The 24,179-nt window shown below is 54.2% G+C and carries 18 protein-coding genes and 2 pseudogenes; 10 read left to right on the top strand and 10 right to left on the bottom strand.

What is annotated here, in order from left to right; all coding sequences use genetic code 11:
• Nucleotides 1-201 precede the first annotated feature (201 nt).
• Together WMW72_RS32570 and WMW72_RS32565 are read right to left on the bottom strand one after the other, a co-directional pair.
• Complete coding sequence (locus WMW72_RS32570; RefSeq protein ID WP_341419766.1) at nucleotides 202-1,986, bottom strand: cache domain-containing sensor histidine kinase; 1,785 nt, start codon at nucleotides 1,984-1,986, stop codon at nucleotides 202-204.
• A complete protein-coding gene (locus WMW72_RS32565) occupies nucleotides 1,983-3,566 on the bottom strand; it encodes a response regulator transcription factor (protein WP_341419765.1) in 1,584 nt (527 codons plus the stop codon). The genes WMW72_RS32570 and WMW72_RS32565 overlap by 4 nt, the downstream gene beginning before the upstream one ends.
• Before the next feature lie 298 nt (nucleotides 3,567-3,864).
• Between WMW72_RS32565 and WMW72_RS32560 the strand changes: the two genes are divergently transcribed.
• On the top strand, nucleotides 3,865-4,692 hold the full coding sequence (locus WMW72_RS32560; protein ID WP_341419763.1) for a peptidoglycan-binding protein: 828 nt from the start codon (nucleotides 3,865-3,867) through the stop codon (nucleotides 4,690-4,692).
• Between the two features lie 506 nt (nucleotides 4,693-5,198).
• Nucleotides 5,199-7,184, top strand: a complete 1,986-nt coding sequence (locus tag WMW72_RS32555; protein ID WP_341419762.1) for an SH3 domain-containing protein — start codon at nucleotides 5,199-5,201, stop codon at nucleotides 7,182-7,184.
• A gap of 401 nt (nucleotides 7,185-7,585) precedes the next feature.
• On the opposite strand, the gene WMW72_RS32550 is transcribed toward WMW72_RS32555, so the two are convergent.
• From WMW72_RS32550 to WMW72_RS32520, 7 genes are all read right to left on the bottom strand, one after another.
• Nucleotides 7,586-8,038, bottom strand: a complete 453-nt coding sequence (locus WMW72_RS32550; RefSeq protein WP_341419761.1) for a VOC family protein — start codon at nucleotides 8,036-8,038, stop codon at nucleotides 7,586-7,588.
• A gap of 400 nt (nucleotides 8,039-8,438) precedes the next feature.
• Nucleotides 8,439-8,975, bottom strand: a complete 537-nt coding sequence (locus tag WMW72_RS32545; protein WP_341419760.1) for a redoxin domain-containing protein — start codon at nucleotides 8,973-8,975, stop codon at nucleotides 8,439-8,441.
• The gene (locus WMW72_RS32540; RefSeq protein WP_341419759.1) at nucleotides 8,972-9,712 is read right to left on the bottom strand and encodes an ABC transporter ATP-binding protein; all 741 of its coding nucleotides are present in this window, start codon (nucleotides 9,710-9,712) and stop codon (nucleotides 8,972-8,974) included. The genes WMW72_RS32545 and WMW72_RS32540 overlap by 4 nt, the downstream gene beginning before the upstream one ends.
• Entirely contained in the window at nucleotides 9,705-10,523 is an 819-nt protein-coding gene (locus tag WMW72_RS32535) for an ABC transporter permease (protein ID WP_341419758.1), read from the bottom strand. The genes WMW72_RS32540 and WMW72_RS32535 overlap by 8 nt, the downstream gene beginning before the upstream one ends.
• Complete coding sequence (locus tag WMW72_RS32530) at nucleotides 10,520-11,074, bottom strand: nitrous oxide reductase accessory protein NosL (RefSeq protein WP_341419757.1); 555 nt, start codon at nucleotides 11,072-11,074, stop codon at nucleotides 10,520-10,522. Before WMW72_RS32530 ends, WMW72_RS32535 begins: the two co-directional genes overlap by 4 nt.
• The gene (locus WMW72_RS32525) at nucleotides 11,071-12,471 is read right to left on the bottom strand and encodes a right-handed parallel beta-helix repeat-containing protein (RefSeq protein ID WP_341419756.1); all 1,401 of its coding nucleotides are present in this window, start codon (nucleotides 12,469-12,471) and stop codon (nucleotides 11,071-11,073) included. Before WMW72_RS32525 ends, WMW72_RS32530 begins: the two co-directional genes overlap by 4 nt.
• A 101-nt stretch (nucleotides 12,472-12,572) precedes the next feature.
• A complete protein-coding gene (locus WMW72_RS32520) occupies nucleotides 12,573-13,745 on the bottom strand; it encodes a benzoate/H(+) symporter BenE family transporter (protein WP_341419755.1) in 1,173 nt (390 codons plus the stop codon).
• Between the two features lie 151 nt (nucleotides 13,746-13,896).
• Here WMW72_RS32520 and pdxR point away from each other — a divergent pair, with 151 nt between their 5' ends.
• The 5 genes from pdxR to WMW72_RS32495 all read left to right on the top strand — a co-directional run bounded on the left by pdxR (nucleotide 13,897) and on the right by WMW72_RS32495 (nucleotide 20,303).
• On the top strand, nucleotides 13,897-15,333 hold the full coding sequence (pdxR, locus tag WMW72_RS32515; RefSeq protein WP_341419754.1) for a MocR-like pyridoxine biosynthesis transcription factor PdxR: 1,437 nt from the start codon (nucleotides 13,897-13,899) through the stop codon (nucleotides 15,331-15,333).
• A gap of 354 nt (nucleotides 15,334-15,687) precedes the next feature.
• The gene (locus WMW72_RS32510) at nucleotides 15,688-15,846 is read left to right on the top strand and encodes a hypothetical protein (protein WP_341419753.1); all 159 of its coding nucleotides are present in this window, start codon (nucleotides 15,688-15,690) and stop codon (nucleotides 15,844-15,846) included.
• Nucleotides 15,847-16,087: 241 nt separating this feature from the next.
• Entirely contained in the window at nucleotides 16,088-16,486 is a 399-nt protein-coding gene (locus WMW72_RS32505; protein WP_341419752.1) for a RidA family protein, read from the top strand.
• A 170-nt stretch (nucleotides 16,487-16,656) separates the two neighbouring features.
• A complete protein-coding gene (locus WMW72_RS32500) occupies nucleotides 16,657-18,360 on the top strand; it encodes a bacteriocin maturation protein (RefSeq protein ID WP_341419751.1) in 1,704 nt (567 codons plus the stop codon).
• Nucleotides 18,357-20,303 (top strand): TOMM precursor leader peptide-binding protein, encoded by a 1,947-nt coding sequence (locus tag WMW72_RS32495; RefSeq protein ID WP_341419750.1) that lies wholly within the window; start codon nucleotides 18,357-18,359, stop codon nucleotides 20,301-20,303. Before WMW72_RS32500 ends, WMW72_RS32495 begins: the two co-directional genes overlap by 4 nt.
• Before the next feature lie 102 nt (nucleotides 20,304-20,405).
• On the opposite strand, the gene WMW72_RS32490 is transcribed toward WMW72_RS32495, so the two are convergent.
• Complete coding sequence (locus tag WMW72_RS32490; protein ID WP_341419749.1) at nucleotides 20,406-21,638, bottom strand: aminopeptidase; 1,233 nt, start codon at nucleotides 21,636-21,638, stop codon at nucleotides 20,406-20,408.
• A 68-nt stretch (nucleotides 21,639-21,706) separates the two neighbouring features.
• Between WMW72_RS32490 and selD the strand changes: the two are divergent.
• From selD to WMW72_RS32475, 3 genes and pseudogenes are all read left to right on the top strand, one after another.
• Nucleotides 21,707-22,428 (top strand): annotated as a pseudogene (selD, locus tag WMW72_RS32485) (selenide, water dikinase SelD); the annotation flags it as partial.
• 14 nt (nucleotides 22,429-22,442) lie between these two features.
• Nucleotides 22,443-23,487: pseudogene (gene mnmH, locus WMW72_RS32480) on the top strand (tRNA 2-selenouridine(34) synthase MnmH).
• A gap of 493 nt (nucleotides 23,488-23,980) precedes the next feature.
• The coding region (locus tag WMW72_RS32475; protein WP_341419748.1) for a hypothetical protein at nucleotides 23,981-24,179 on the top strand (199 nt) is incomplete at its 3' end.

The raw sequence follows: 24,179 nt of genomic DNA, 5'->3' as shown, positions 1-24,179 counted from the left end.
CGCCCTGTATGACCAAACCGTATGACCCAGCGCCAGAAGTCTGGCTTGACGGTCGGCTTGCTGTGCTGCGGCTGCCGCAGCCGATGCTTGTTTCATGCTCTCACCCCTTTCTTGATTGCGCTTTCAATTTCTGGTCCCAGTATAGCAAGCCGCCCCTGGCAGTGAATATGCATGAAAACGACAAAACTGTTCGAGTTACGGCTATTCGCGAATCGGCGGCTCTCCTATCCACTCCTCGTAAGGCATCAGCAGACGTACGACAGTCCCGCGCCCTTCCTGAGAGCGTACCTTGAGTCCGTAAGGCTGTCCGACATGCAGGCGGATCCGTTCATGGACGTTGATGATCCCCATCCCGGTGAACGAATACTTGGAGGGAGTCTCCTTTCGTCCCAGCAGCAATCCCCGCATCGTATCCGGAGGCATCCCGAGCCCGTCATCGCAGATCGCCAGCCTGAGCATTCCATGCTGCAGACGACCGCGGATATGGATGCAGCCGGCCTTCTTGTTCGGTACGATACCGTGAAAGATCGCATTCTCCACGATCGGCTGCAGCGTCAGCTTCAGCAGCTTGCTGCGAAGCGCCGCTTCCTCCACATCGATGGTCAATGTGAATACATCCCCATAGCGAATGCGCTGAATCTGCACATATCTCTGCAGCCCCTCCAGCTCCTCCGCGAGCGTCACGAACTCGGAGGTTTTATTGAAGCTGAACGACAACAGCGCGACCAGCGACTTGATCGTCTCCCGCACATCGTCCACCCGTCCCTGACGGGCGAGGCTGCTGATGCAGGCCAGCGTGTTATATAGGAAATGCGGAGCGATTTGGCTTTGCAGCATCTTCAGCTCAGACTGCTTCTTCTTCACCTCCATCTCCTTCGTCTCGCTCAGCAGCGTATGGATGCGCTCCATCATCGCGTTGTAGCTTCGCGCCAGCGTGCCGATCTCGTCGAATCGGTCCACGGAAATATGTGACAGCGCCCCTAGATCGCGGACCCGGTCCATCTTGGCTGCCAATCCCCGCACAGGCCTCGTGAAGTGTCGCGTCATGATCCATGTGCTGCCAAACAGCACCACGACCCAGATCATCCCGGCATCCCGGTAGTTCCGGTACAGCTTCCTTACATTCTGGTAGAAGAAATCCTCCTTGATAAAACAAATCAGGCTCCAGCCGAGCCGGTTGCTCGACGACTTGATCACGACCAGAGAATTCGCGTTGCTCTGCATCGTTCGTACACCGACCGGAAGCTCGCCGAGCTGTTCCAGAAAGGACGACTGGAGCTGGGGCAGGAACGTGCCCGGCACATAAGGCAGCAGCTTGTCGTTAGGATCCGTATAGGTGATCACGTTATTTTTCTTCGAAATGATCGTGAAAGTCTGGTTGTCGCTGACCAGCAGCGGCGCGACGAGACCGGTCAGCCGCTCCAGATCGATCTCGACGATCGCAACGCCGCGCGTCTGCGACTTGTTCCGGTCGGTCACAGGGAGGACATAGGCGATCGTTTTGCCGGATAACGGCGAGTCATAGGGCTCGCTCACATTCATCGCGCCGTAGTTGGACATCGCGAGCCGGTAGAGCGATTCCAGATGCGGATTGCCCATGATCTCATAGTTGACCTGGGCGTTGGAATACACCCGGCCGTCCTCCCGGACCAGATAAAGCGTCCGGGCGACCGAGCTGTTATAGCTGGCATAGGTTCTAAGGGTCTTAGCCGCTTCCTCCTCGTGACCTTCGAGGAATAAGTCGTCCCGGGTGGAGAGCAGCAGCAGCATGTTCTGTACATTATCCAGATACGAATCCAGGTACTGGTTCGTTCGCCCGATCAGCTGCTGCGCATCCCGTACCACCTGATCGCGGAACAAGGCCTCCGCATCCCGCAGATTGTTCAGGGCGAGCGCCATGAACATGATGAAGGTCACAACAAAGAAGAAGATAAACTGCTTGGTCGCTATCCCGATGCGTTGGTATCGCTGCAACCAGCGCTTCATTGCGCCTCACCTCCATCTTCGTCGACCGCTTGACCGCCCTGCTGCTTTTTATAGTCCGTCGGCGGAACCCCCGTCCAGCTGCGGAACAGCGTCGAGAAGTACCGGTAGCTAGGGATGCCTACCCGATCGGCGACCTCGTACACCTTCAGATTCGTTTGTTCCAGCAGTTGGATCGCTTTGCCTATCCGCAGCCTGGTCATATATTCAAGAACGGACTCCCCCACTTCCTCGCGGAACAGCCGGCTCAGGTAATGTGGGCTTAGCGCCACATGCTCGGCTACCAGCTGCAGGGTCACCGGCTCGTGAAGATGCCCGGCGATATACTGCTTCGCCTCGTGAACCTCCTGGCGCAGCCGTCCCTTCCTGCCATTGGTTTGTACCGTAAGCCGATGCATAGCATCCGCCAGCTCGCCAAGCGTGGCGGCTTGCCGGATATCCGACAAGTCCTCCCGTGCGGCAGCTGCTGCCCCCGGCCGCTCCTGAAAAAAACGCTCGACCGCCTGCTTAAGCGCCTCCGGTTCGTAACGGTGCTTAAGGCACGCCCGGACGAATTCCGTTCGGATGTAGCCGGCAATCCCATCGCTACCGCCCAGCTGGCTCAGTCCTTCCAGCAGCAGGGCCGCTTGCGCCTTGTCCAGTGGCGAGAGTGGGACAGGCTTGCCTACGAAGACCGCTTGGCCTGCTTCTTGCTCGTAAAACCTGGCCTGCTGCCATCTCTTGATCTGCCCGAAGGCTTCCAGAAACTCCGTGCCACTGGCAAGCGACTCGCTGATCACCCCAAATACGGCCGTTTCCTGGCCGAGAAATGGCAGATTGGTGTCGAGCGCCTGCCCGAGCCCCCTTACCACTGCCTCCAGACTCAGCTTTAATTGGTTTATCGCAGGCTGGCCGTCCGGGAAAAACAGCGCATATTCCGTGCTGCATACGGGAACCCAGCAGAAGCTCGGACTGAAGGACGATTCCAAATTATCCAGAGCGGATTGAATTTCCTGCTCGATGAATACGCGGTCCTCTTCGCCGCTCTGCACCTGGATCATCGCTAGACGCGCCGGAAGCTGAGGCAGCATCCCGCAGCGGCTCAGATCCGCAACTATAAGCTCTTCGACGGGCTGCTTATCCTTGAGCAGACGTCCGATCGTCTTGGCCTGCTCGCGCCGCTGCTGGTCCAGCGTCTGCCTGCGATGGGCATGCTCGCGTCCGATCGCTTCCCGCGCCCGGCCTATTGCCTGCTCCAGTTCGGATTCCTCCAGCGTGACCTTGACCAGATACTCCAGCGCTCCCAGCTTCAGCGCCTCGCGGGCATAGTGAAAATCGCTATGACAGGTGAGCAGAATCACCTGCACCGCGGGAAATTCCCGCTTGATCTGCTTCGTCAGCTCCAGCCCGTCCATCAGGGGCATCGTAATATCGGTAACGACGACGTCCGGCACGCAGTCCCGGCACAACCGGAGCGCCTCCGTCCCGTTCTCCGCTTCCCCGGCTAGCACCGCGCCCCACTCTCCCCAAGGGAAGGAGCGCAGCTCCTGGCGGAGCGGCAGCTCGTCATCCACGACAATGATATTGAGCCATCTTTGGAACATTATGAGTTTTCGCTCCTTTTATTCAAATTGTAAGCGCTATCAAATCGAGTAATATCCAAATATACCACGCCGCTCTCCCTCTCTACTATACATGAAAACGACAATTATGTTCGCAAAGGGGTGGAAATTCTGGGACAGGATGACGTCGAAGGAAAGAGAATTAACAATATGTTCAAAATTTATCTATATACAACAAAAATATCATTTGTTAGTATAATATTGGAAATAAATTAATAGATTTCCAATTTGCTTCAACCTAATTGGGTAGAAGTACACAACCATTTGGAGGGTGATATTGATGAAAATGAAGAAGAAATTAGCTGTCGCGTTAGCCGTTGCATGCACCGCCGCCGTCTCAATCGTTTCCAGCGCCTTTGCGCTTGCGGGTCATTCCAACGTGGCAGCCGTAGGTACCGCCGATTCCAACAGCTTCTATGGCGTCAGCTACCAGTCCTCTTATTCACTCGGACAAACTCATGCGCAAATCGGGGTTTTGAAGAACAACCTCAAAGCGTGGAGAGCCTATGGCAACAATGAAAGCTACTTCGGCACCGTTCCGAAAATTACTAGCACCAATAACACCTTCGACCAGGCCACCAAGGACAATCTGATCGTGTTCCAGCAAGTGAAAGGCTTGACCGCTGATGGCATCTACGGTGCAGGAAGCCGCAATGCCTTTCACGCCGCCATCGGATCCTCGCCATTAGGGTATGTACGCGTCGGCAATACCTCTTACTACATTAACTATAATGATACGTCCGAGGGTTTGGCAAAAGACATCAAATACAGGCTGGATCACAGCTATGTAACACCGTCCACGAAAACGACGCTGGATCAGGTCGCACAAGGCTTCTATAATACGTACAGCAAGAAGCTGGAAGTTAATGACGCGAGCTTAATTGACGGCGCAGACACACCTGAGCACAGCAGCCATCAGGATGGCAAGTCGGTGGACATCCGCAATGCAGGATTGACGGATGCTCAAGCGAAGAAATTCCTCGAGCTTGCGGTTGCAAACTCCAACGTAACCAAAGTGTACTATTACAAGAACCATGGCTTGACCAGCTCGAAGATTGAGATTCGTGCCGACCATGCCGATCATTTCCACCTGGCTACGATCAATTAATCAATAGCACTCTTCCTTTTTTAGCCCGAAGCCAGCATAAATCAAATAGCGGCAGTCCAGGACTGAACAATGTCCTAGACTGTCGCTGCTTCATTGAACTACTGCCTGTACGCAAACCTATTTGAGCCAAAAACGAATGGAAAGCAGCGTCAAAAAGGCCATGAACATGTTCGCTGTTTTTTCATAGCGAGTGGCCAGGCGTCGATAGTTTTTCGAGATTGTATTTCTTTGTTAAAGATACCTCTTTATTATCAATAGTCCATTTTCCTTGAAACATTCCCCTTGATTGAAATGGTCCTCGGTCTCCACTGCCTTGATATTTTTTCCATCTGGTAGTTCGCCTTCATACACTCGTACTTTCACAGGGTCATAATTAGCACCCTTTAGCACTTTAACTAGGCTGCATGCTTAATCTCCTAGGCGACCTCGGTCCTCCTCCGCAACTTTCGATCCGTTTTTTAGTAAAAATACTAGACAATTGAAATTAATATGCAAGGAGACCTCTTATGTGGAAAAAAGTCATATTACTCGCTTTATCAGGCGCCGTATTGCAAATCGTGCTGCTGGCCTCCAGCAGTAACGCCTATGAATACGCAGATACGCCAACGGAGCCGGCAGACGGCTTTTATATTCCCAAGAAACTTACATTAGTAGAAAAAATGCCGTACTATGTCATTCCAAATACACTCAAAAATACGCCAGAAGGCTCCTTCTCCCCGCAAACGGTCGAAGTGATCGAAGCGGAAGCGCATTGGGCTACATCGGGGAACTGGTGGAAGATACATACCGATTTCGGGGATCGTTGGATCAAAACCACTCCATGGCAAATCGAAGTGCCTCCCCCGGCGACCATCCGATTAATGTCGGAAACCCCGTTATATGCACAGGCATCCGAAAAAGGCGGCCCAACGGCCTCTCTCTCCCCTCAAGAAGTGACGGTTGTGGATGCTGAGAAAAGCTGGTTCCGTCAAGCGGAGATGGATTACAATCCAAAGCGCTGGATCAAAATCCATACAACCTGGCTCGGTGATCAATGGGTTCACCTGCACTTGGATGAGATCGGCGCTGTACAGCCGCTGGATCGTACAGTTTATTACCCGAGCGTTTATTACAGAAATTCCCCGCATATGGACTACATTACATATCAATATGAAGGGCTTCTTACCCAAATGTTCGTCCATCAAACCGCAAAATATCGCAATTTGCTTGGGAGTTCTTATCAATTTGATACGGAGTATGGTCCAAAATGGTCTTTTACTTCAGGTATGCCGATCACATCAGAAAAGAAGACCATCCAACGTAAGTACCCTAGCCCGTTATTCGCGTATCCGGATTCGAATGCCGAGATTGTGACGGAACTGCCTCCGGGCAATTTGAACGTTGTCGAAACAACACTTAATGAAGACGGCTACTTGCTTCATGAAGCATGGTTTCACGTCGAAAACGAGCAAGCGAAGGGCTGGTTTAGCCCGACCTATGCCGAGCCTGACGATACGGTAGATGATACGGCGTCCATTCAACTTCGCGGATATGTAACAGCTATCTTTCGGTACCCCAATACAAGGATACCACTGAACAATGGCCAAATTGGGCCTCAAACACTCCATCCATTAGCGGCATGGACCGCACCAGACGGCACGCGCTGGTACAAGATCGATTCTTTTGTCGGGCAAGGTTGGGTACAATTGTACCCTTTTCAAGACAGCGTAGTATTGAAAGGTCGCGAAGATGATGTGCAAATTCGATCTACGATGCTGTATCAAGGAGTATTTTATCAAAATGACTCTGGTATATTTACCTTCGGCTCCGAAGTTGTCGGTAAAGTTCTGAACGGAGAGCCGTATTTCAGTGCCAGTTTTTTGGCAGAGCAGTATCATTATGATCTGACTGGCCCGGATACGAATGGTTGGTGGTCGCTTAAAAATAAAGCAGGATATACATTTCAAATCAAGGCTGACGAGAAGTCGTCGAAGACGTTCTGGAACGGTGCACTTGCTAATCAAGTCAACCTCACGGCTTCGCCGGTTACGACTGAACTCAAACTCCCGCCGCTTTTAAGCTTATCTGATGTAAGAAAACTTTTTGGCGCCACGACGGCCTACCATGAAAAGGTTGCCTTTGGCGATAAGCATGTTACACTAAGTTCCCGCGAATATGAGATAGCCGGTTTTAACTTGCCTATAGCCGTTGACGGAAATGAACTTCATCTTTCTGGACTTCTCTATGAGAGCACCTATCTGGATAACGAGGCGATTTCCCCTAGTCTGCAAATTTTAGTTAAAAGCCAAGACACCCATGACAACGATCTGACGAATATACAGCTGGCGAAAGTAAAGCAGCTGTACAAGCTGGGCTCCGACTTCGGCGTGAATGATGTTACGCTACAGTTTCCCTTGAAGCCAGGAATTAATCACTTATCCCTTGTGTTCAAGGCTGGTGAGCGCATACTCGAAAAAAAAGATTGGGATGTAACCGCTAGGGCACAAAATTAACCGCAAAATGCTTAAAGAATAAGCTATGTTAAATCCTGATGTTGATCTTTTCGATAAGAAAGCCGCCTCGTAGAAGAGGCGGCTTATTGAGCTTCCGTACCCGTTAGTTGAGTCCCTTTAATTTGGCTTTGCATTGATTTCCGTTAAACTTCATGCATCACGAAGTCCACCGAGTTAAGGCAGCTTGCTGCCGGCCGCGATGCGGTTAGGGCGCGGATGTGTCCTGGCAATTACTTCCTCGTTCCTTGTCTCTGGGACCGAGGGTCACCCAGACCCGGAACGTGAATGCGGTGTTTATATGATGCACCCGACTTCTTCGAGATACTTTCACACTGCTTTTCTGTTTCTATTTTTTTACTCTAGTCATGTATATTTCAGTTAAGTTCTCTTTTAAACGTCACTTATTTATTACCGAGTTGTTGCGCCAGACCGATTAGAAGTCCTTCATTTCCACGAATGTAGCAGAGCCGATACGAGTCCTCGTACTGAACCACTTCGCCAACGAGCTGAGCACCGAACTTAGTGAGTCTGGATACCATCTCGTCAATGTCTTCAACGGTGAACATGACGCGTAGATAACCGAGGGCATTTACAGGAGCAGTTCGGTGATCTGATATAGTAGGCGGGGTGAGAAATCGCGAAAGTTCAATTCGGCTGTGCCCATCTGGGGTAACCATCATAGCAATCTCTACACACTGTGAACCTAGCCCGGTTACGCGACCAGCCCATTCACCTTCGACAGTAGCTCGCCCTTCGAGCTTCAAGCCAATCTCCTCGAAGAAAGCGATTGCGTCATCAAGGGATTCTACTACGATGCCAACATTGTCCATTCTTAGTAATTTGTTTTCTGCCATAGTTTTATCTCCTTATGTGTACAAATTTATTACCTGATCATCTTCATATTTATTCTATCAACATTTACTAATTCCTTCCAAACGATTAACATCCTGTCACAGTTCATGATAACAAACTCCTAATATTTTTATACTTTAACAATTCGGAGTTACGATATTATCTCCTGCTTAACAGTGATATCACCCCAATTATAGAACATTAGTTCTTATTTATCAAATATCAACAACAAATTTTAACATAGCCAAAGAATAAAATAAGATCGTCTCTCTTTATAAGAGAACGATCTTTTTTGATGACGGATTGTAATATGAAGTGTGACGGCTAACTAATAAAGAAGCCCAGACCGCAAACAGTTCCCCGGTCAATTAGGCCTCATGGTACAGCCGTGAAGGCTAGCCTTCACGACCTCACACTTGCCATCAGCTCAAGCACCTGCTCCGTGCTCGCCAGCTCGCCGGGGATAATCTTGACGATCCGTCCCTGCTTGTCAATCAGGAACGTCCGCGGCAGGCCCACCAGCCCGTAACGCCCGGCTGCCTCTCCACTGGGGTCCAGCCACACTGGAAATTGAAGCTGATGCTCAGCAGCAAATCCGGCCGCCGTTCCTCTGGATTCGCCGACGTTAACGGCGAGCAGTGTCACGCCGGGAACTCCCTGCTGAGACGCCTCGTTCAACCGGGGCATCTCGCTCACGCAAGGACCGCACCAGGATGCCCAGAAATTGAGCAGTACGCCCTGTCCGCGGTAGGCGGACAAGGCAGCAGACTCCCCCTCCAGTGTCATCGCGGAAAAGTTCGGAGCCTGATCCCCCGCCTGAGGTGCTCCATCCCGGGGCGTACGGACCTGCAGCAGGGTATAGACCAGAGCTGCCACGAATACGACAAGAATCGCCGCATTCGATGCTCGGCCCAAGCGGAGTTTCCGCCGCCCGCTCATCTCGGCCGCTCCTGACTCCCGGCATCTCCGAACAACCGGCTGAACACCGCCTGCAGACCATAGGGGCCATAGCGGTCCGTGAAACTTGACGTTCTCCCCTGCTCGGCGATCCCGCCGTCCTTTAGGAACACGACCCGATCGGCAGCCGCCTCAGCGATCTGCAGCTGATGCGTAGAGAACAGCACGGCATGCCCTTCCGCCTTGGCGAAACGGACCAGCTCGGCGAAGGAATCCATCCAGTACGGATCGAGCCCATTGGTCGGCTCATCCATCAGCAGCAGCGGCGGCTTCGCGAGCAGAGCCTGAGCGAACAGCAGCCGCTGGCGCATCCCCTTAGAGAAAGAGGTGACCGGGTTGCGCCGAACCCCGGACAGACCCACGAGCTCCAGCGTCTCGCTGACCCTAGCCGGAGACACCTTGCGCAAGGACGCCCAGAAGGACAGCGTTTCCTCCGCAGACAACCCCTGCCCGAACAGGTAGTCATCCGGCATATAGCCGAGCTGCTCCGCATAGCGTTTCCGGTTGCTCGCCCACTCCAGCCCCCCGAGAGAAATGCTTCCGCGCGAAGGCCGGAGAATGCCTGCGATCATGCGCAGCAAGGTGCTCTTGCCTACTCCGTTGCCGCCGCATAGCGCGAGCGATTCACCCGGCGCAAGATCGAGCTCCACCGAGCTGAGGATCGTCCGCTTGCCGATATCCTTCCCTACGCCGCGAAGCTCAAGTACCTGGTTAGCCACGTGAACGCCCCCTTTCCCAGACTAGTTGGGCCCATCCGATGGCTGCCGCAATCCAAACCATGCATACAAGGAGAAACATCCAGCTGCCCGACGGCTTCGAGATCCAGCCGACCCATGTATAATACTCGGGGCCGAGCGCCGCTCCACCTCCGAGCTTGACGACGACGAACAGACGGACCAGCTCCGCCGGATTGAGGAACGTCAGCACAACCAGTGCCGGCTTGATCCACAAATAAGGCAGCAGTCCCAGCAGTGAGATCAGCAGCGTAGGCCAGCCGATCACCGTGAAGAACCAAACGGCGACTCCGATCGTCAGCGCCTGCCAGCGATTGCGGGCTACCGTACCGATAACCAGTGCAATGGCAAGGAACAGCAGAATAAGTCCGAAGGAGAAGGCCATGAACATGCCGAAGGTCTGTCCGTCCAGTCCACGCCCCGCCACGGAGCCGACGACTCCCGTTAGCCCATAGCCGAAGGCAACGATCGTCATCAGCACCGCAGTCAGTCCCGTATACTTGCCGCCGATGAAGGAGAAGGTGCTAAGTGGATACGTGGAGAGCAGCTGCCAGCTCCCCTCCTCCTTCTCCGCGGTTAGTGAGAAAGAGCCGAGCAGCAGCGTCATCAGCGGCAGCAGGTACAGAATTAGATTCAGCATGGAAGAGGTCGTGCTGGAGTAGCCCTGCACGAACCGCTGCGCATTAATCAGCAGTAGAGATAGACTGAATAGGGCAAAGAGGGCCATGAACGAATAGGCCCATGGATTGCGGAATCCGATCTTGATCTCCCTCAGCGCGATGTGCAGCAGGTTCATTTACCATGCATTCCTTTATCATCCGTCTTCATCGAGCCGCCGCCCTCCGAATGCGTATCCTTGGCGTGCGAGCCCATATCCATCGCTCCCTTGCTTCGATCCCATGTGTGGGAGGATAGCTCGGCTGCGGTCATCAGCTTGCCTTTTTTCTGCGTATCGACGAATTTCTTCGCTTCAGCCTGATCCTTGAAGGAGTAGATGCCGTATGCCATCGGCGACTTGAAGGAAGCGTCATACACATAAGTCGCCTTGTCGAACGCGATCCATTCCTTATTGTTATAGTCGCGCACATACTGGGCGCCGATGGAGGCTGTGCTGTTTTTCTGCTTCCATTCGTTCATGCAGCCCAGATCGTCGAACTTATAGTTTTTGCCGTCGGTGGTCGTAAGTTGCGTCGCGAACGCATCGTCCTTCACCTGCATGTTGCAGATCGCGCACTTATCGACCGCTTCATTGATCGCGAGAGCCGGATATTTCTCTTTGGCCCCGCAAGCCGCCAGTATCACCATCAGAAATAACGCCGTCATCATCAGTTTCAATGGTTTGCTCATTGTCGTCTAACCCCCATCACATAAATTGTACTTACAGAAACAGCCAGCATCAGGATACCCATAACTAGCGTACCGGTCGAGGCTGTTCCCGTCCCTCCGCCGCTCTCCGTACCCGAACGGATTGCCTCCGGATTCATCACGGGCGCCCCGTCCACCGACCAATCTTCACGACCGGCCGTAAACATTCCCTCCAGGAAAAGCATGCCTGGCGACTGGAAAAACAGCTGGAACGCAGGCGTCGCCGAGGTCAGCCGCTGGAAAAAAGGATTCATCGCATAGGCAAGCTCGCTGATACCGTCGCCATTCGTATCTAGCCCGCGGAAAGCTTCCCAGTAGTTCCCGCTGAAAGAATTATTCTCGCTGTCGTTGGCCTGCGATTCAATCACATTCCCGATAAACCGGTTTCCAGCGAACCGGTTGCCCTCGGATTCGAGAAACTGCACGCCGACGAAATTTCGCAGCACATCATTGTCCCTGAATTCATTACGGTGGGACTGCTCCACATACAGGCCGACCCGGTTGCCTTCTACCGTGTTGCCGGTAATCTGCGAGTTTTCGACATCGAAGAACAGCAGCCCTTGCGAGTTCACACTTTCGCTTTGCTTCACGAAGGTATTGCCCGTCACGATCGCATCCTTCACACCCATCACCATGGCGCCCGTAATATTGTAAGCCCCTTGGTTGCCGCGCACCGTCGTCCCATCGGTGTACATACCGTGCACTCCGTAACGGGAATGCTCAATGCGATTGTTTTCCACCACATTCCGGTGGCTGCTCTCCAGATAAATGCCGTCATTCATCCAGGCGATGTCGTTCTCGTGAATGAGGTTATCATGGGAATTATATAAGTCGATCCCGTTGCGCTTGTCCGAAACCATCGCGGAGCTAAGTTCGGTCTGATCCGCCCCATCCCCCGTCTGACGGATCGTCGTGCGGCGAATCTCGCTGCGTTCATTATCCCTCATCACGATGCCGAACGCCCGTGTTTGAATGTCCAAGTCCTCCAGACGGGCGCCGCTGCCTGATACAAGGACCGCTGCCGTCTCATCCTCGCCGTTCTGCACAAGCCCGATACCCTGGATGTGCACATTGTCCGCGCGGATATGCAGCACAGGCTCCGGTCCGGCGCCCGTGATCCTCACCTGTCCCCGGGCCTCCACCTTCACCGGCTTGTCGATCGTCACACCGCCTGCATACTCGCCTGCCTGGATAACCAGCGTTCCTCCGGCCGGTGTCACATCGATCAGGCTCTGCAGGTCCCCAGGCGCTGCTGCCTGTGCAGCCCCATAAGCCGCAGGTCCAGGCAACAGCCATAGACAGATCCATAACAAACCTGTTATATGCCCATGACGAAATAACCCGATCACAGCATCCTCCCCTTCCATCGGTCTATCCAAGAGATCTTCCTCTTATTCTAGCCATTTCCAGAGCGATGCATATGACCCGATCGGGCTATTCCGTTTACTATTATGTGAACATTCCCTCCAAATGGAAAATCTCAGACGCCTTCGCTTGCCGTTCCCGGCGTCTTGTCCTCCCCCAGCAGCTTGGCAGCCAGCGTCCCGATCAGCAGCGACCATACAGCCGCCGAGATGCCCAGAACCTGCACATTCGAGATGGCGATAACAAAAGCAAATAAAACTGAATACCGGTACGATGCCTCCGCAAATGCTGACTTCAGGCTATTCAGCAAGACGCTTAATAAGGAAAAGCCCGTAATCAGCGCGATGAACGACTTCGGTACAAGCTCGATGACCGTGATCACCTTCCAGGCGAATAATCCGAATAACGCGACCAGCAGACCGGACACGACCGCCGCCTTGTACCGGCCTTCCTTCGGCCCAGCTTCCTCGCTGCTGCACAGGGCCGTCATCATCCCGCCCATATTGACCGCATGACCGCCGAACAGACTGACCAGAGCGGTTCCGAACCCCGAGAAGCCGATCAGCTTATTGAATGGAGCCTGAAATCCGTTCTTCTTCAGTGCAGCGAGCGCGACCGCTACATCATTGCTCAGAATCAATACAGCAATCGGCACCGCAAGCGAGAAAAAGCCGTGCACGGAAAAATTCGGCATAATAAGCGCTGGAAAGGTAAAGGACGAAGCCTGCAGCGCAGGAAAATCATACTCGATTAGCAGCCCCGCGATACCGAAGGCGAGCACCCCGAGCAGGGGCGGAATCAACCTCGATATTCGCGGCGCGAGGAAGAACCCCGCCAGTGCCAGAATTCCGGCAACGGGAGATTGCTGGATGGCGGGCACGATGCCCACCACATAATGCAGAATCATCCCTGCGAGCATCGCATCGAGCAGCGGTCTTGGAATCCACGCGAACACCCGGGTCAATAGACCGGAGAATCCGAGCACGGCTATCAGGCAGCCGGCCATCAGGAAGCTGCCCGCCAGCTCGGACAGCGAATACTGCGCGGCGGCCGTGCTCAGGAAAGCAACGGCCGTGATCGAGTGGGCGCCAGCCATCGGAATGCGATAGATCAGCGACAACAGGAGATTCAGCAATCCCCCGACCACATAAACGATAAACAGCCAGGAGACCAGCTCGGGACGGGTCAGTCCCGCCGCCTCCGCCGAGCTGATAATCAGTACGGCGCCCCCCGTGCAAGCCATTAGGGCGGACAGTATCCCGGCTGCGGTATTTTTAGCGTTCAACATCAAGCTTCATTCCTTTATCCATGATCAATTCGTATTGTCGTCTACCTATGGTAAGATAATTAACGATGCAAGTAACCATCCAAATCGGATGGAATTTCCCCCTCCATGCTTCATGGAGACCTTCACAACCTAAGCCGGAGGATGAACGACCATGTGGAAGCCCGATCGCGGGAGTGAGCAGCCGCTCTATCAACAAATCGCTGACGATTTGGAACGAAGAATTTCATACGGAGAATTTCCGCCCGGGAGTCTGCTCCCTTCCGAACGGAAATTGGCGGAGCAGCTCGGCGTAAACCGCAGCACCGTCATTCTCGCTTATTCCGAGCTGCGCTCGCTCGGAATCATCGAAAGCCAGACGGGCAGCGGCACCCGTGTCAGCAAATTCAAGTGGGGCATGACCCCAAGACATACGCCCAACTGGCACCGCTATGTCGAAGGCGGCAGCTTCCTGCCGAACCTGACCTTCCTGCGCCGGATCCGCGAAGCGCTGCAGAAGGACAAGTCCTTGATCGACTTTGCCAGCGGTGAGCTCGGAGCGGACCTTTCTCCCGTGGAGGAGATCAACCAGCTGATGCTGGAGAATCATTATACGGAATACTTGGGCTATGATAACCCACAGGGGTTTGTCCCGCTGAGAGAAGCGCTCGTCGGATTTTTAAGCCATTATCGTAACATCCAGACGACGGATTCGTCCATTCTCATTACTTCAGGCTCCCAGCAATCCTTATACTTAATTACACAATGCCTCCTGGCACCGGGGGATGCGGTAGCCATCGAGGACCCGTCCTACTGCTACTCTCTGCCTATGTTCCAGTCGGCTGGACTTCGTCTGTTCCGTCTGCCTGTGGACAATCATGGTGTGAAGCCTGAGGACATCAGGGCCTTGTACAAGAAGCACCGGATCAAGATGCTATTCATCAATCCGAACTTTCAGAACCCCTCCGGAGCCCTGCTACACCCCGAGCGTCGGAGAGAGCTGCTCGAGGTCGCCAGCGAGCTAGGACTTCCAATCGTCGAGGATGATCCGTTCAGTCTGACTGCGTACAACGGTTCCCCTCCTCCTCCGCTCAAATCGATGGATACGATTGGATCAGTACTATATATCGGCTCCTTGTCCAAAATAGCCGCCTCCGGGCTGCGCGTCGGCTGGATGGTGGCCCCGCATTCCGTCATCGACCGCCTGGCGGATGCGCGGCAGCAGATGGACTTCGGCCTTAGCGTGATCCCGCAGAGGGTGGCGGCGCAGTTCTTGAAGTCTGCCCATGTCCAGCCGCATCTGGAGAGGCTCCGCATGAATCTGCAGTTCAAGCGGGATCTGCTCATGGAGGCATTGGACCGGGAGCTGCCCGGCCTAATCACCTATACCGCTCCTCAGGGAGGACTGCACCTGTGGTGCCGCATCATACCCGAGGTCCAGGATAATCGGCTGCTGGAGGAGGCCATCCGGCAGGGCGTGATCTTCGCTCCGGGCAGCGTCTATGGCTCAGACTCCGGCTATGTGCGGTTCACGTTCGCGAGAGCCCGGGCCGAGGACATCGGACCGGGTATCGCGAAGTTTGCAGCGGCGCTGCGCAGCACCATCCGCTAACCGGTTATTAGCGGGCGGAAGCCAAGTACGAAGCTTGCCGGATGAGAGGTCCGGCAAGCTTTTTTTTCATATAGTATGTACGCCAAAGGTCTGAATCGGCGTCAAAGCTGCTGCTCCGCTTGACGGAGTTGTTTGGCATGCCGACTTTCTTCTCATAGAACGAACCGGATGGGTGCAAAAAACGGAAATTGGATGGTTACATCCCCGGCCGGATCGCTTAGATTACAGGTGTACGGTTCAGACAACAGAGCTTCTAGGTGTGATCTGCATCACTTACACCAGACCGGGAGTTCTATACACTATCCGTATAGAAGCAATCCGCAACCATCCTTAATCGAAACGGGGAATGTCGCCATGGAAAAAACAGTCGCTAATCCAACTAACCAGCCCTCTTACAAAGGCCTGATCCTTATTATCGTGTTGTTCTGCGTGGCCTTATTTTCGCCGCTATTTTACTTCCTGATCCATCTTATTCTAGGCAATGAAGCGATGTTTCTCGCTCCGCTTCAATAAGACAGCGAGGCGTGCGTACGTTACGATGGCAGGGGGGAGCTGGCAGCAGCCAGCTTCTCTGCCGATCAAACAGCCTCATAAGCGCACCGGTTCCCCTGACTGGAATAGTCCCACCTCCTCCCGCAGGTATTGTCAAAGGAAAGCTCATGCCTTAGACTACTAGCTTAGGCAAGGCAAGCGAGGCTTGAACATCAGCTTAAAGAAACGGCACCTGACGGGCAGCCGATGGAGGATGCAAGACATGAGCAGAAAACGAGTATTTACCGGCTCTCCCTGGGAACCGGTTGTTGGTTATTGCCGGGCTATCCGGATCGGCAACAGAATCGAAGTGGCAGGAACCACTGCTATGCAAAATGGAGAAGTCATCGGAGTGGACGACGCTTACGCCCAAACCTTATTTATTCTTCAAACCATCGAGAAGGCTCTGCGCGAATTAGATGCGGATCTGACCCATGTGGTCCGGACCCGAATGTTCGTAACGGACATCTCCCAGTGGGAAGAAATCGGTAAAGCTCACGGCGAATTTTTCAGTGAGATTCAACCGGTAGCGACCATGGTAGAGGTCAAGGCTCTTATCGACCCGCTTTTGCTGGTTGAGATCGAAGTGGAAGCCCACGTAGATGAACAACCGGCAACCTGATAAGCACCATAGACCTGCACACTGCAAAAGCCTTCCCTTCGGAAGGTTTTTTGACGTTTGCCTTTGGACATAGTTCATTTACCCCGTTCCTTCATACCCTAATGATGAGCTTCTATCGACAGATTCCTTGCTCCCCAGAGAGGCTACTTCTTCCTACAGGAGGAACGACGATGAGCAACCCGAACGATGATACCTTCCTGCCGTCCGGCTCTCACCCTCACCCTTATGACCTGGCGCAAATTCGGTTCCTCGACAGCTTCGGTCCATCGGGAGCCTCTCTCTTCGAGACATATCGCCGAAGCCGTGTGCTTGCGGCAGGCTCGGGTACTTTTCTGCTCGCGCTGGCCACGTCCTTGCTGGAATCCGGATTATCCAATCTGGATGTGCTGGTGACTGAACCTGACCAGACGGACCGGAAACAGCTCACCGAACTGGCAAAACGCGTTAGACCGTGGGACCCCGTTGCTGGAGTCGAGATAGCCGTGTTGGAGCAGCCGGACATCCACGGCTTGCAGGCTTCCCTGCGTCCCTTTGACCTGATACTCTATGCGTCCATGGATGAGAATGCTTCAGAACTGGTGAGATTTCAAGACGCATGCCTGGCAGCAGGAAAGGTGCTGATCCCTGCCCTGCTTACGGATCGATACGGTCTGGCCGGTCCTGTGGTGAGCCCCGAATCCCCGCATGACTGGGAATCGGCCTGGTTCCGCGTACATGAGACCGCGCTGGCCGGAAACTGCACGACGACCGTTCCATGCCCTGCAACTGCGGAGAAGCTGCTGTCCGCCATCGTTGTCTTCGAAGGACTCAAGGTGACCACGCAGGTGATGGAGCCGGAAGGCAGAGGTCAGCTGTACGTGCTTGACCCCGTTACCTGTGAAGGAAGCTGGCATCGCTTCGACCCTCACCCCGCTGTAAGGGGAATTACAGCCGCCCGCCTCATTATCGATCTGGATCACCGTCTGAATGTCCCCTACGGGACAGGCGACGAATGGTGGTCCTTTCTGCAGCGGCTTACCTCGCCTGTTATGGGTGTTTTTCACTTCTGGGATGAAGGCCTGCTCAGTCAACTCCCCCTCGCCCAGTGCCGTGTGCAGCCGGCCGATCCTCTCACCCGGGGCCCGGCGGGCTTGCTGCCGGAGCTGACCGGCGTCGGACTTACCCATGAGGAGGCCCGGCGTGAGGCAGGCTTGCTGGGTGCCGAAGCCTATGTCTCGCGAATGACCGGGGCGATAACCGGCATGACTCGTCCCGGGAACGGGCAGGAGCATGGGTATGCCGGGCCGCCTCTCGTCTTCACCAGCATCGGCGCAGGCACCACTCCAGCCGAAGGCATCGGACGTGGCATCCAGACGTGGCTGCAGCAGGAATTGGCGGATCGTTTGCAAGCCGGTCCCTCACGTGCACAGCTGCTGGAGCTAGATTTCGTCGAGGATGAAGTATGCCGCTACGAGTTGCAGGCATTGATACACTTATACGGCACGCCTGTCATTGCCCGATGCGAAGATCTGCACGGCTTTCCCGTGATAGGGGTCGGGACCGGAGGAACATGGTTCGCCAGCCCTGGACTTCATCTCACGCTGGCGCTGCGGCGGGCACTCCAGTTGGCGTTGGAATACGCAAGCAGCCCTGCCTCATCTTCCTCTGTTCTACGAAGACAATCGGCCGGCTTGGTGCTGGAAGAGGAGCGTCATGCCCTTACCGTTCCCGCTTGGCAGCAGACCCAGCTGACGGAGACGGTGCGTCATGCCCTGCAGGTCCTGGAGCAGCATCAGAGATCGCTTGCCGTATTCGAAATCAACCTGGAGCCTTTCGTTCCAGGAGAGCCTGTCGAAGTGTTCGGACTTCAGATTAAGGAGGTGCCGTCGCTATGAATCAAGTCGTTACGATCATTGGCGGAGGCTTGCTGGCCCAGCTAGTCAGCGACACTCTGGCCGGACACGGCGGGATTGTTACCCTGACCCAGCCGGGTTCTTCTGCTCCTGCCGGGGCGAGCCTTGTCCTCCTCCTGTCGGATGATACAGAAGATGCCTCGTGGCTGGCAGCAGAGGAAGCGCTGCACCACGGGTCGATCCCCTGGCTCTGCGGAGGTATCGCCGGGGATGAGGCCGTCATCGGGCCGCTAGTCCGTCCTGGGAGCCACGGATGCGGGCACTGCTCCGAGCATCGCCGCAAACTGGCCGGACATGATTCCGAAGAGAAGCTGGAGCTGTTGATGAGCAGACTTCTGAGGCCCGGCTCTGCCGCCTCCAAAACCTATGCTTCGCGGACCGGGCTACAACAAGCGGCGAACCTGATCGCCATGGAGACGCAGCGGATTTGGGAAGGGCAACCTGCCCAGACCGAGCGAAGCCTATACCTATTGAACCTTCGCACCCTGCAGGCTTCCCTACACCCTCTGCTGCCGAATCCTCTGTGTCCAATCTGCGGAAACTTGCCCGAGGATTCGGCCGAGGCAGCCCGGATTGAGCTGCAGCCAAGCCCCAAGCTGCAGCCTGGCAGCTTCCGTAGCCGTCCCCTGGACTCCCTGCAGCCCCTTCTCAAGCGTCCCTATGTGGATGAACGTACCGGGCTGTTCAATAGCAGGCAGGACGATAAAGAGGCTCCCTTTGCGAGCTCCGTTGTAAACCTGCCCTTAGAAATGGGTCGCGACGAGATTACAGGAGGGCGTGCCCATACCTTCCCGGAAAGCCGGCTGACCGCCGTGCTCGAGGGTCTGGAAAGGTACTGCGGTGTCAGCCCTCGAGGCAAAAGGACCGTCGTCCACTCCAGCTACCGCGCGCTGGCCGGGCAGGCTCTGGACCCTTCCACCGTAGGCATCTACTCGCAGGAGCAGTATGCGCAGCCGGACTTCCCTTTCGAACCCTTCAATGATGACCGCACCATCCCCTGGGTGTGGGGATACTCCCTGACGGCCGAACGCCCGCTGCTGCTTCCCGAACGCTTCGCTTATTACAGCCTGGATAACGATGGCGGCTTCGTCAACGAAACCTCCAACGGATGCGCAGTTGGCGGCAGCTTGGCCGAAGCGATTCTCCACGGGCTGCTTGAGGTCGTGGAACGGGATTCGTTCCTGATGACTTGGTATGCCCGGCTTTCGGTTCCCCGGATTGACCTCCGCAGCACGGGTGACCAGGAATTGATGCTGATGGCCGACCGCCTGCATACCGTGACAGGCTTTGAGCTGCAAGTGTTCAATACGACAATGGAGCATGGGATTCCGAGCGTCTGGGCGATAGCCAAGAACACCAGGGCTGAGGGGATGAACCTTCTCTGCGGGGCCGGTGCCCATCTGGACCCGGTTAAGGCGATCAAGAACGCCGTTCATGAGCTGGGAGGGCTGCTTCTCGCCTTGAATGAAAGCTTTATGGCAGACCCGGAACGAGCTGAGGAACTGTTGCATGATCGTGAGCTTGTTCAGCAGATGGCGGATCATTCGCTGCTCTACGGCTTGCCTGAGGCAGAGGAGCGCTTGCATTTTCTGCTGCAAGGAGACCGGGTACAAACCATAAGCGAAGCCTTCCGCAGCTGGCCAGCGCATAAGGACCTGACTGAGGATGTACGCGAGCTCATTCAGCTGTTCCGTGGGCTGAAGCTAGAGGTTATCGTCGTAGACCAGACGACACCCGAGATGCGAAGCCAGGGTCTCTGTGGTGTAAAGGTCATCATCCCTGGGATGCTGCCCATGACCTTCGGACAGCATCTGGTGCGTCTGACGGGATTGGACCGGGTATTGACTGTGCCCGTCCTGCTCGGATATGCGCAGGAGCCGCTGAGCGCTGGGCAGCTTAACCCGCATCCCCATCCGTTCCCATAGCAGCTGCAATACCTCCACATACAGCAAAACCTGCAGGCAACCGGTATCCCGGCACCTGCAGGTTCACATGAAACTCTATATCTGCTGATTCATCACGTGCGATTAGATCGCCCAGTTGCCATTGCGGAAAATAGCCTCGGTCTTCCCATCCTGCGTCACACCGTCAATATTCATATCCGGCGAGCCGATCATGAAATCGACATGGATCAGACTGCGGTTGGCGCCATGGGCCAGTAGCTCTTCCGGCTGCATAGAAGTGCCCCCATTGAGGTTGACCGGATAAGCTTGACCGAGCGCCAGATGGCAGGACGCATTCTCGTCAAACAACGTGTTGTAGAAGATAACGTTGGAATTGGAAATCGGCGAGTCATGAGGCACCAGCGCAATCTCGCCCAGTGAACCCGCCCCCTCATCCGTCTCCAGCATTTTGGTCAGAGCGTCTGAGCCCTGCTCCGCGGTGAAATCCACAACCTTCCCGTCCTTGAAGGTCAAGGAGAAGCCATCGATGACCTGGCCGTTATAGTTGAGCGGCTTGGTGCTGCGCACAGTGCCATTCACACTGTCTTTATGAGGCATCGTGAAAACTTCTTCCGTCGGCATATTCGGATTGAACAAATGGCCCTTGCCATTTCCCTTCGCCCCGCCAAGCCAGACGTGCTGCTCAGGCAGGTCGACCGTCAGATCTGTGCCTGCCGCTGTGTAATGAAGCTGCTTGTAGCGCTTGCCGTTCAGCAGCTCAACCTTCTGCAGCAGGGTTGCGTTATGCTCCTTCCAGGCCTGGATCGGATCTATCGCCTCGAGACGAGTGGCATCGATGATCTTCTCCCACAGCTTGGCAACAGCTTCTTCGGCAGGCAGGCCAGGGAATACCTTGGCCGCCCATTCCGGCGTCGCATACGAGATCAGCGTCCATGAATTCGTATGATTCATCAGGTAAGCGCGATATTTGCTCAGTGCATGGGCAGCAGCCTTGGTAGCGGCGGAGATGCGGGAAGCATCCACTCCATTAAGCAGATCCGGATTTGGCGAGTAAATCTGGATAAAAGCCGCACCGTTCTCGGCATACTCTTCCATCGACTTGGCACGCCACATCGGGTATTCTCCGAGCGCCTCTTCCGGTGCCAGACGGTACTTGATCAGCGAGAGCTCTTCATCGTTGTATTCGACATGGACATGCCGCGCTCCGGCCTGATAGGCACTGGTTACGATAAGACGGACTAGGCTTGCTGCAGAGATCGGCGCCATGACGACAACCGTCTGCCCCTGCTGCACATTGACGCCGACCTTGACGGCCAATTCGGCGTAGTTTTCCAATTGTTTCAATGTAGGAATCATATGTAGGGTCTCCTTAGCACTTAAAGTTTCATCCTATTATAGCGTTCACCGCCGGTAATTTCAAAACACCCGAAAAATCCGCTGATAAGCAAGTGCTCGCTGAAATCTGCGAGGCGCTGGAGATAAGATGAATGAAGCGGCTATTACCTTAGTCGGCGGACATTCCATTGACGACAATGAACCCAAATTCGGACTCGCCGTAACCGGACTGGTGAACCCTCACAAGGTCCGAACCAATGCAGGAGCCGTTCCGGGAGATAAGTTAATCTTAACGAAGCCGATTGGCGTAGGCATCTTGACGACCTCCATCAAGAAAGACCGATTAAGTGAGGAGGAAATCGAGCGGGTCACGCAAGTCATGGCTACGCTTAACAAGACGGCTGCCGAAATCATGGAGCCGTTCGATGTAAACGCATGCACAGATGTTACCGGCTTCGAGCTAATCGGACACTCCCTGGAGATGGCTAAGGGCAGCCAGGTTGGCATTCGGATTACTGCAAGTGATGTGCCCGTACTGCCTAGAGTCAGAGAACAGGCTGAAGAAGGGTTTGTTCCCGGAGGGACGAAAAATAACTTCGCCCATGTCAAGGACTCCATTACGCTCCCGGATCATCTGGATCAGATCGGTAAATGGATTCTATGCGATGCTGTAACCTTCGGCGGTCTTCTCATCTCGGTCGCAGGCGATCAAGCCGAGGAGTTGCTAGGTAAGCTGAAGCTTGCCGGTGTGGAAGCCAGTCTCATCGGAGAAATGACGGCAGAACATCCTGGACGTATCGTCGTCATCTAAAGGAGCGAAATCCATTGTTTCAAGACATCACCATCGAAGAGTTACTTTCCCTTATGGACAAGAAAGAAATCGTGATGATTGACGTGCGTTCCCCTTCTGAGTATCGAAACTCTACCATTCCGGGCAGCCTTAACATCTCCTTATTCGACGATGCGGAACGTGCAGAGATTGGTACGATATATAAACAAGTAAGCGTACAGGCTGCCAAAGACAGAGGACTTGAAATCGTCTTCGCCAAACTGCCTGCGTTTGTGAAGACCTTCGAACAGATCAAGGAACAAAAGGCTGTATTCTGCTGGCGGGGCGGTATGCGCAGCAAGACAACCGCAACCGTCCTTTCGCTGATGGGCATCTGGGATTACCGCTTAACCGGGGGGCTCGTGCCTATCGCAAATGGGTGGTGGATACACTCGAGCAGATAGAATTTAAACCTCCGGCATGTGTGATTTCCGGAAAAACCGGGGCCGGAAAAACCGCTATCTTGAGGCGTCTCCAAGAGGAAGGCTACCCAGTATTGGACTTGGAAGCGATGGCGGGACACAGGGGATCTATCTTTGGACAAGTAGGGCTCACGGCAAACAATCAAAAAACGTTTGAATCCCTTCTTCTCACGAACCTCTTAAAATTGGAGAATTCACCCTATGTTTTGATTGAAGGAGAAAGTAAGTGGATTGGAAAAACTGTTATCCCTGACTTTTTTACCACAAAAAGGACTCTGCTGTACAACTTTTTATTGAAATACCCATTGAAGAGCGAGCACGCCATATTATTGAGGACTACCGGCCTTGGGAGCATAAGCAAGAGCTGCTTCTGGCTTATAGGCTTATCAAGGAACGGATTCATACCCCCATCGCCAAAGAAATCGAGGGAGCTCTGAAGGAACATCAATTCGAACAAGGGGTCAGACTCCTGCTAGAACATTATCACGACCCGCGTTATGAACATGCCATGCAAAAATATGAACAAAACCGAATCATCCTGCAAGCCGAAACGCTTGATAATGCCGCACAGCTTGTCAAAGAGCAGTTAGATGCAATGACTTTTTTTGAACGTGCATAAAAAGAAGGGGTGCTCCATGGCAACATGGAAGCACCCCTAAGTTTAGCTTGCCGCCCAACATTTTTGCCTACTGAGCTAAGGAACGATTAAAGCTGCTGTGAAAGTGGTGCCTCCAATAGCAGTAGCTGTACCGACAACAGTCAGGATATCTAACGAATACGTAACACTTCCAGTTCCAGGGGTTAAGTCAACATGATCAACAAAGGAAGTGCTAAATGTGGTATTACCGGCTGCATGCTGATTAATGCTAAAAATCACAGTTGCTCCGCGAAGAATCTGAAGTTGAACTGCAGTATTGCCAGCCGTTGATTCCCAACCAACAATCCCAGTTAACCAGACACGGCCTCCAACTACACCTGTTAATGTGACAGTTTTTAGTGTGGTCGGGGTAGCGGTTATGAGAATTGCTGAACTACCCGTTGTATTTGGAGTATTCAGGGCCCCCTGAAATTGTTGGAAAGCCCCTGAAGTGCCTGTAGCTCCTGTTGCTCCGGTGGCTCCCGTTGCTCCTGTAGCTCCGGTGGCTCCCGTGGCTCCCGTGGCTCCTGTAGCGCCTGTAGCTCCTGTAGCGCCTGTTGCCCCTGTGGCTGCGGTTGCTCCTGTTGTTCCGGTTGCTCCTGTGGCTCCCGTGGCTCCTGTAGCTCCTGTAGCTCCTGTTGCCCCTGTGGCTGCGGTTGCTCCTGTTGTTCCGG

The organism is Paenibacillus filicis (assembly GCF_038070315.1).
Lineage (GTDB): Bacteria > Bacillota > Bacilli > Paenibacillales > NBRC-103111 > Paenibacillus_G > Paenibacillus_G filicis.
Note: the sequence above shows the minus strand (reverse complement) of the source record. Positions and strands in the feature narration are given on the sequence as shown.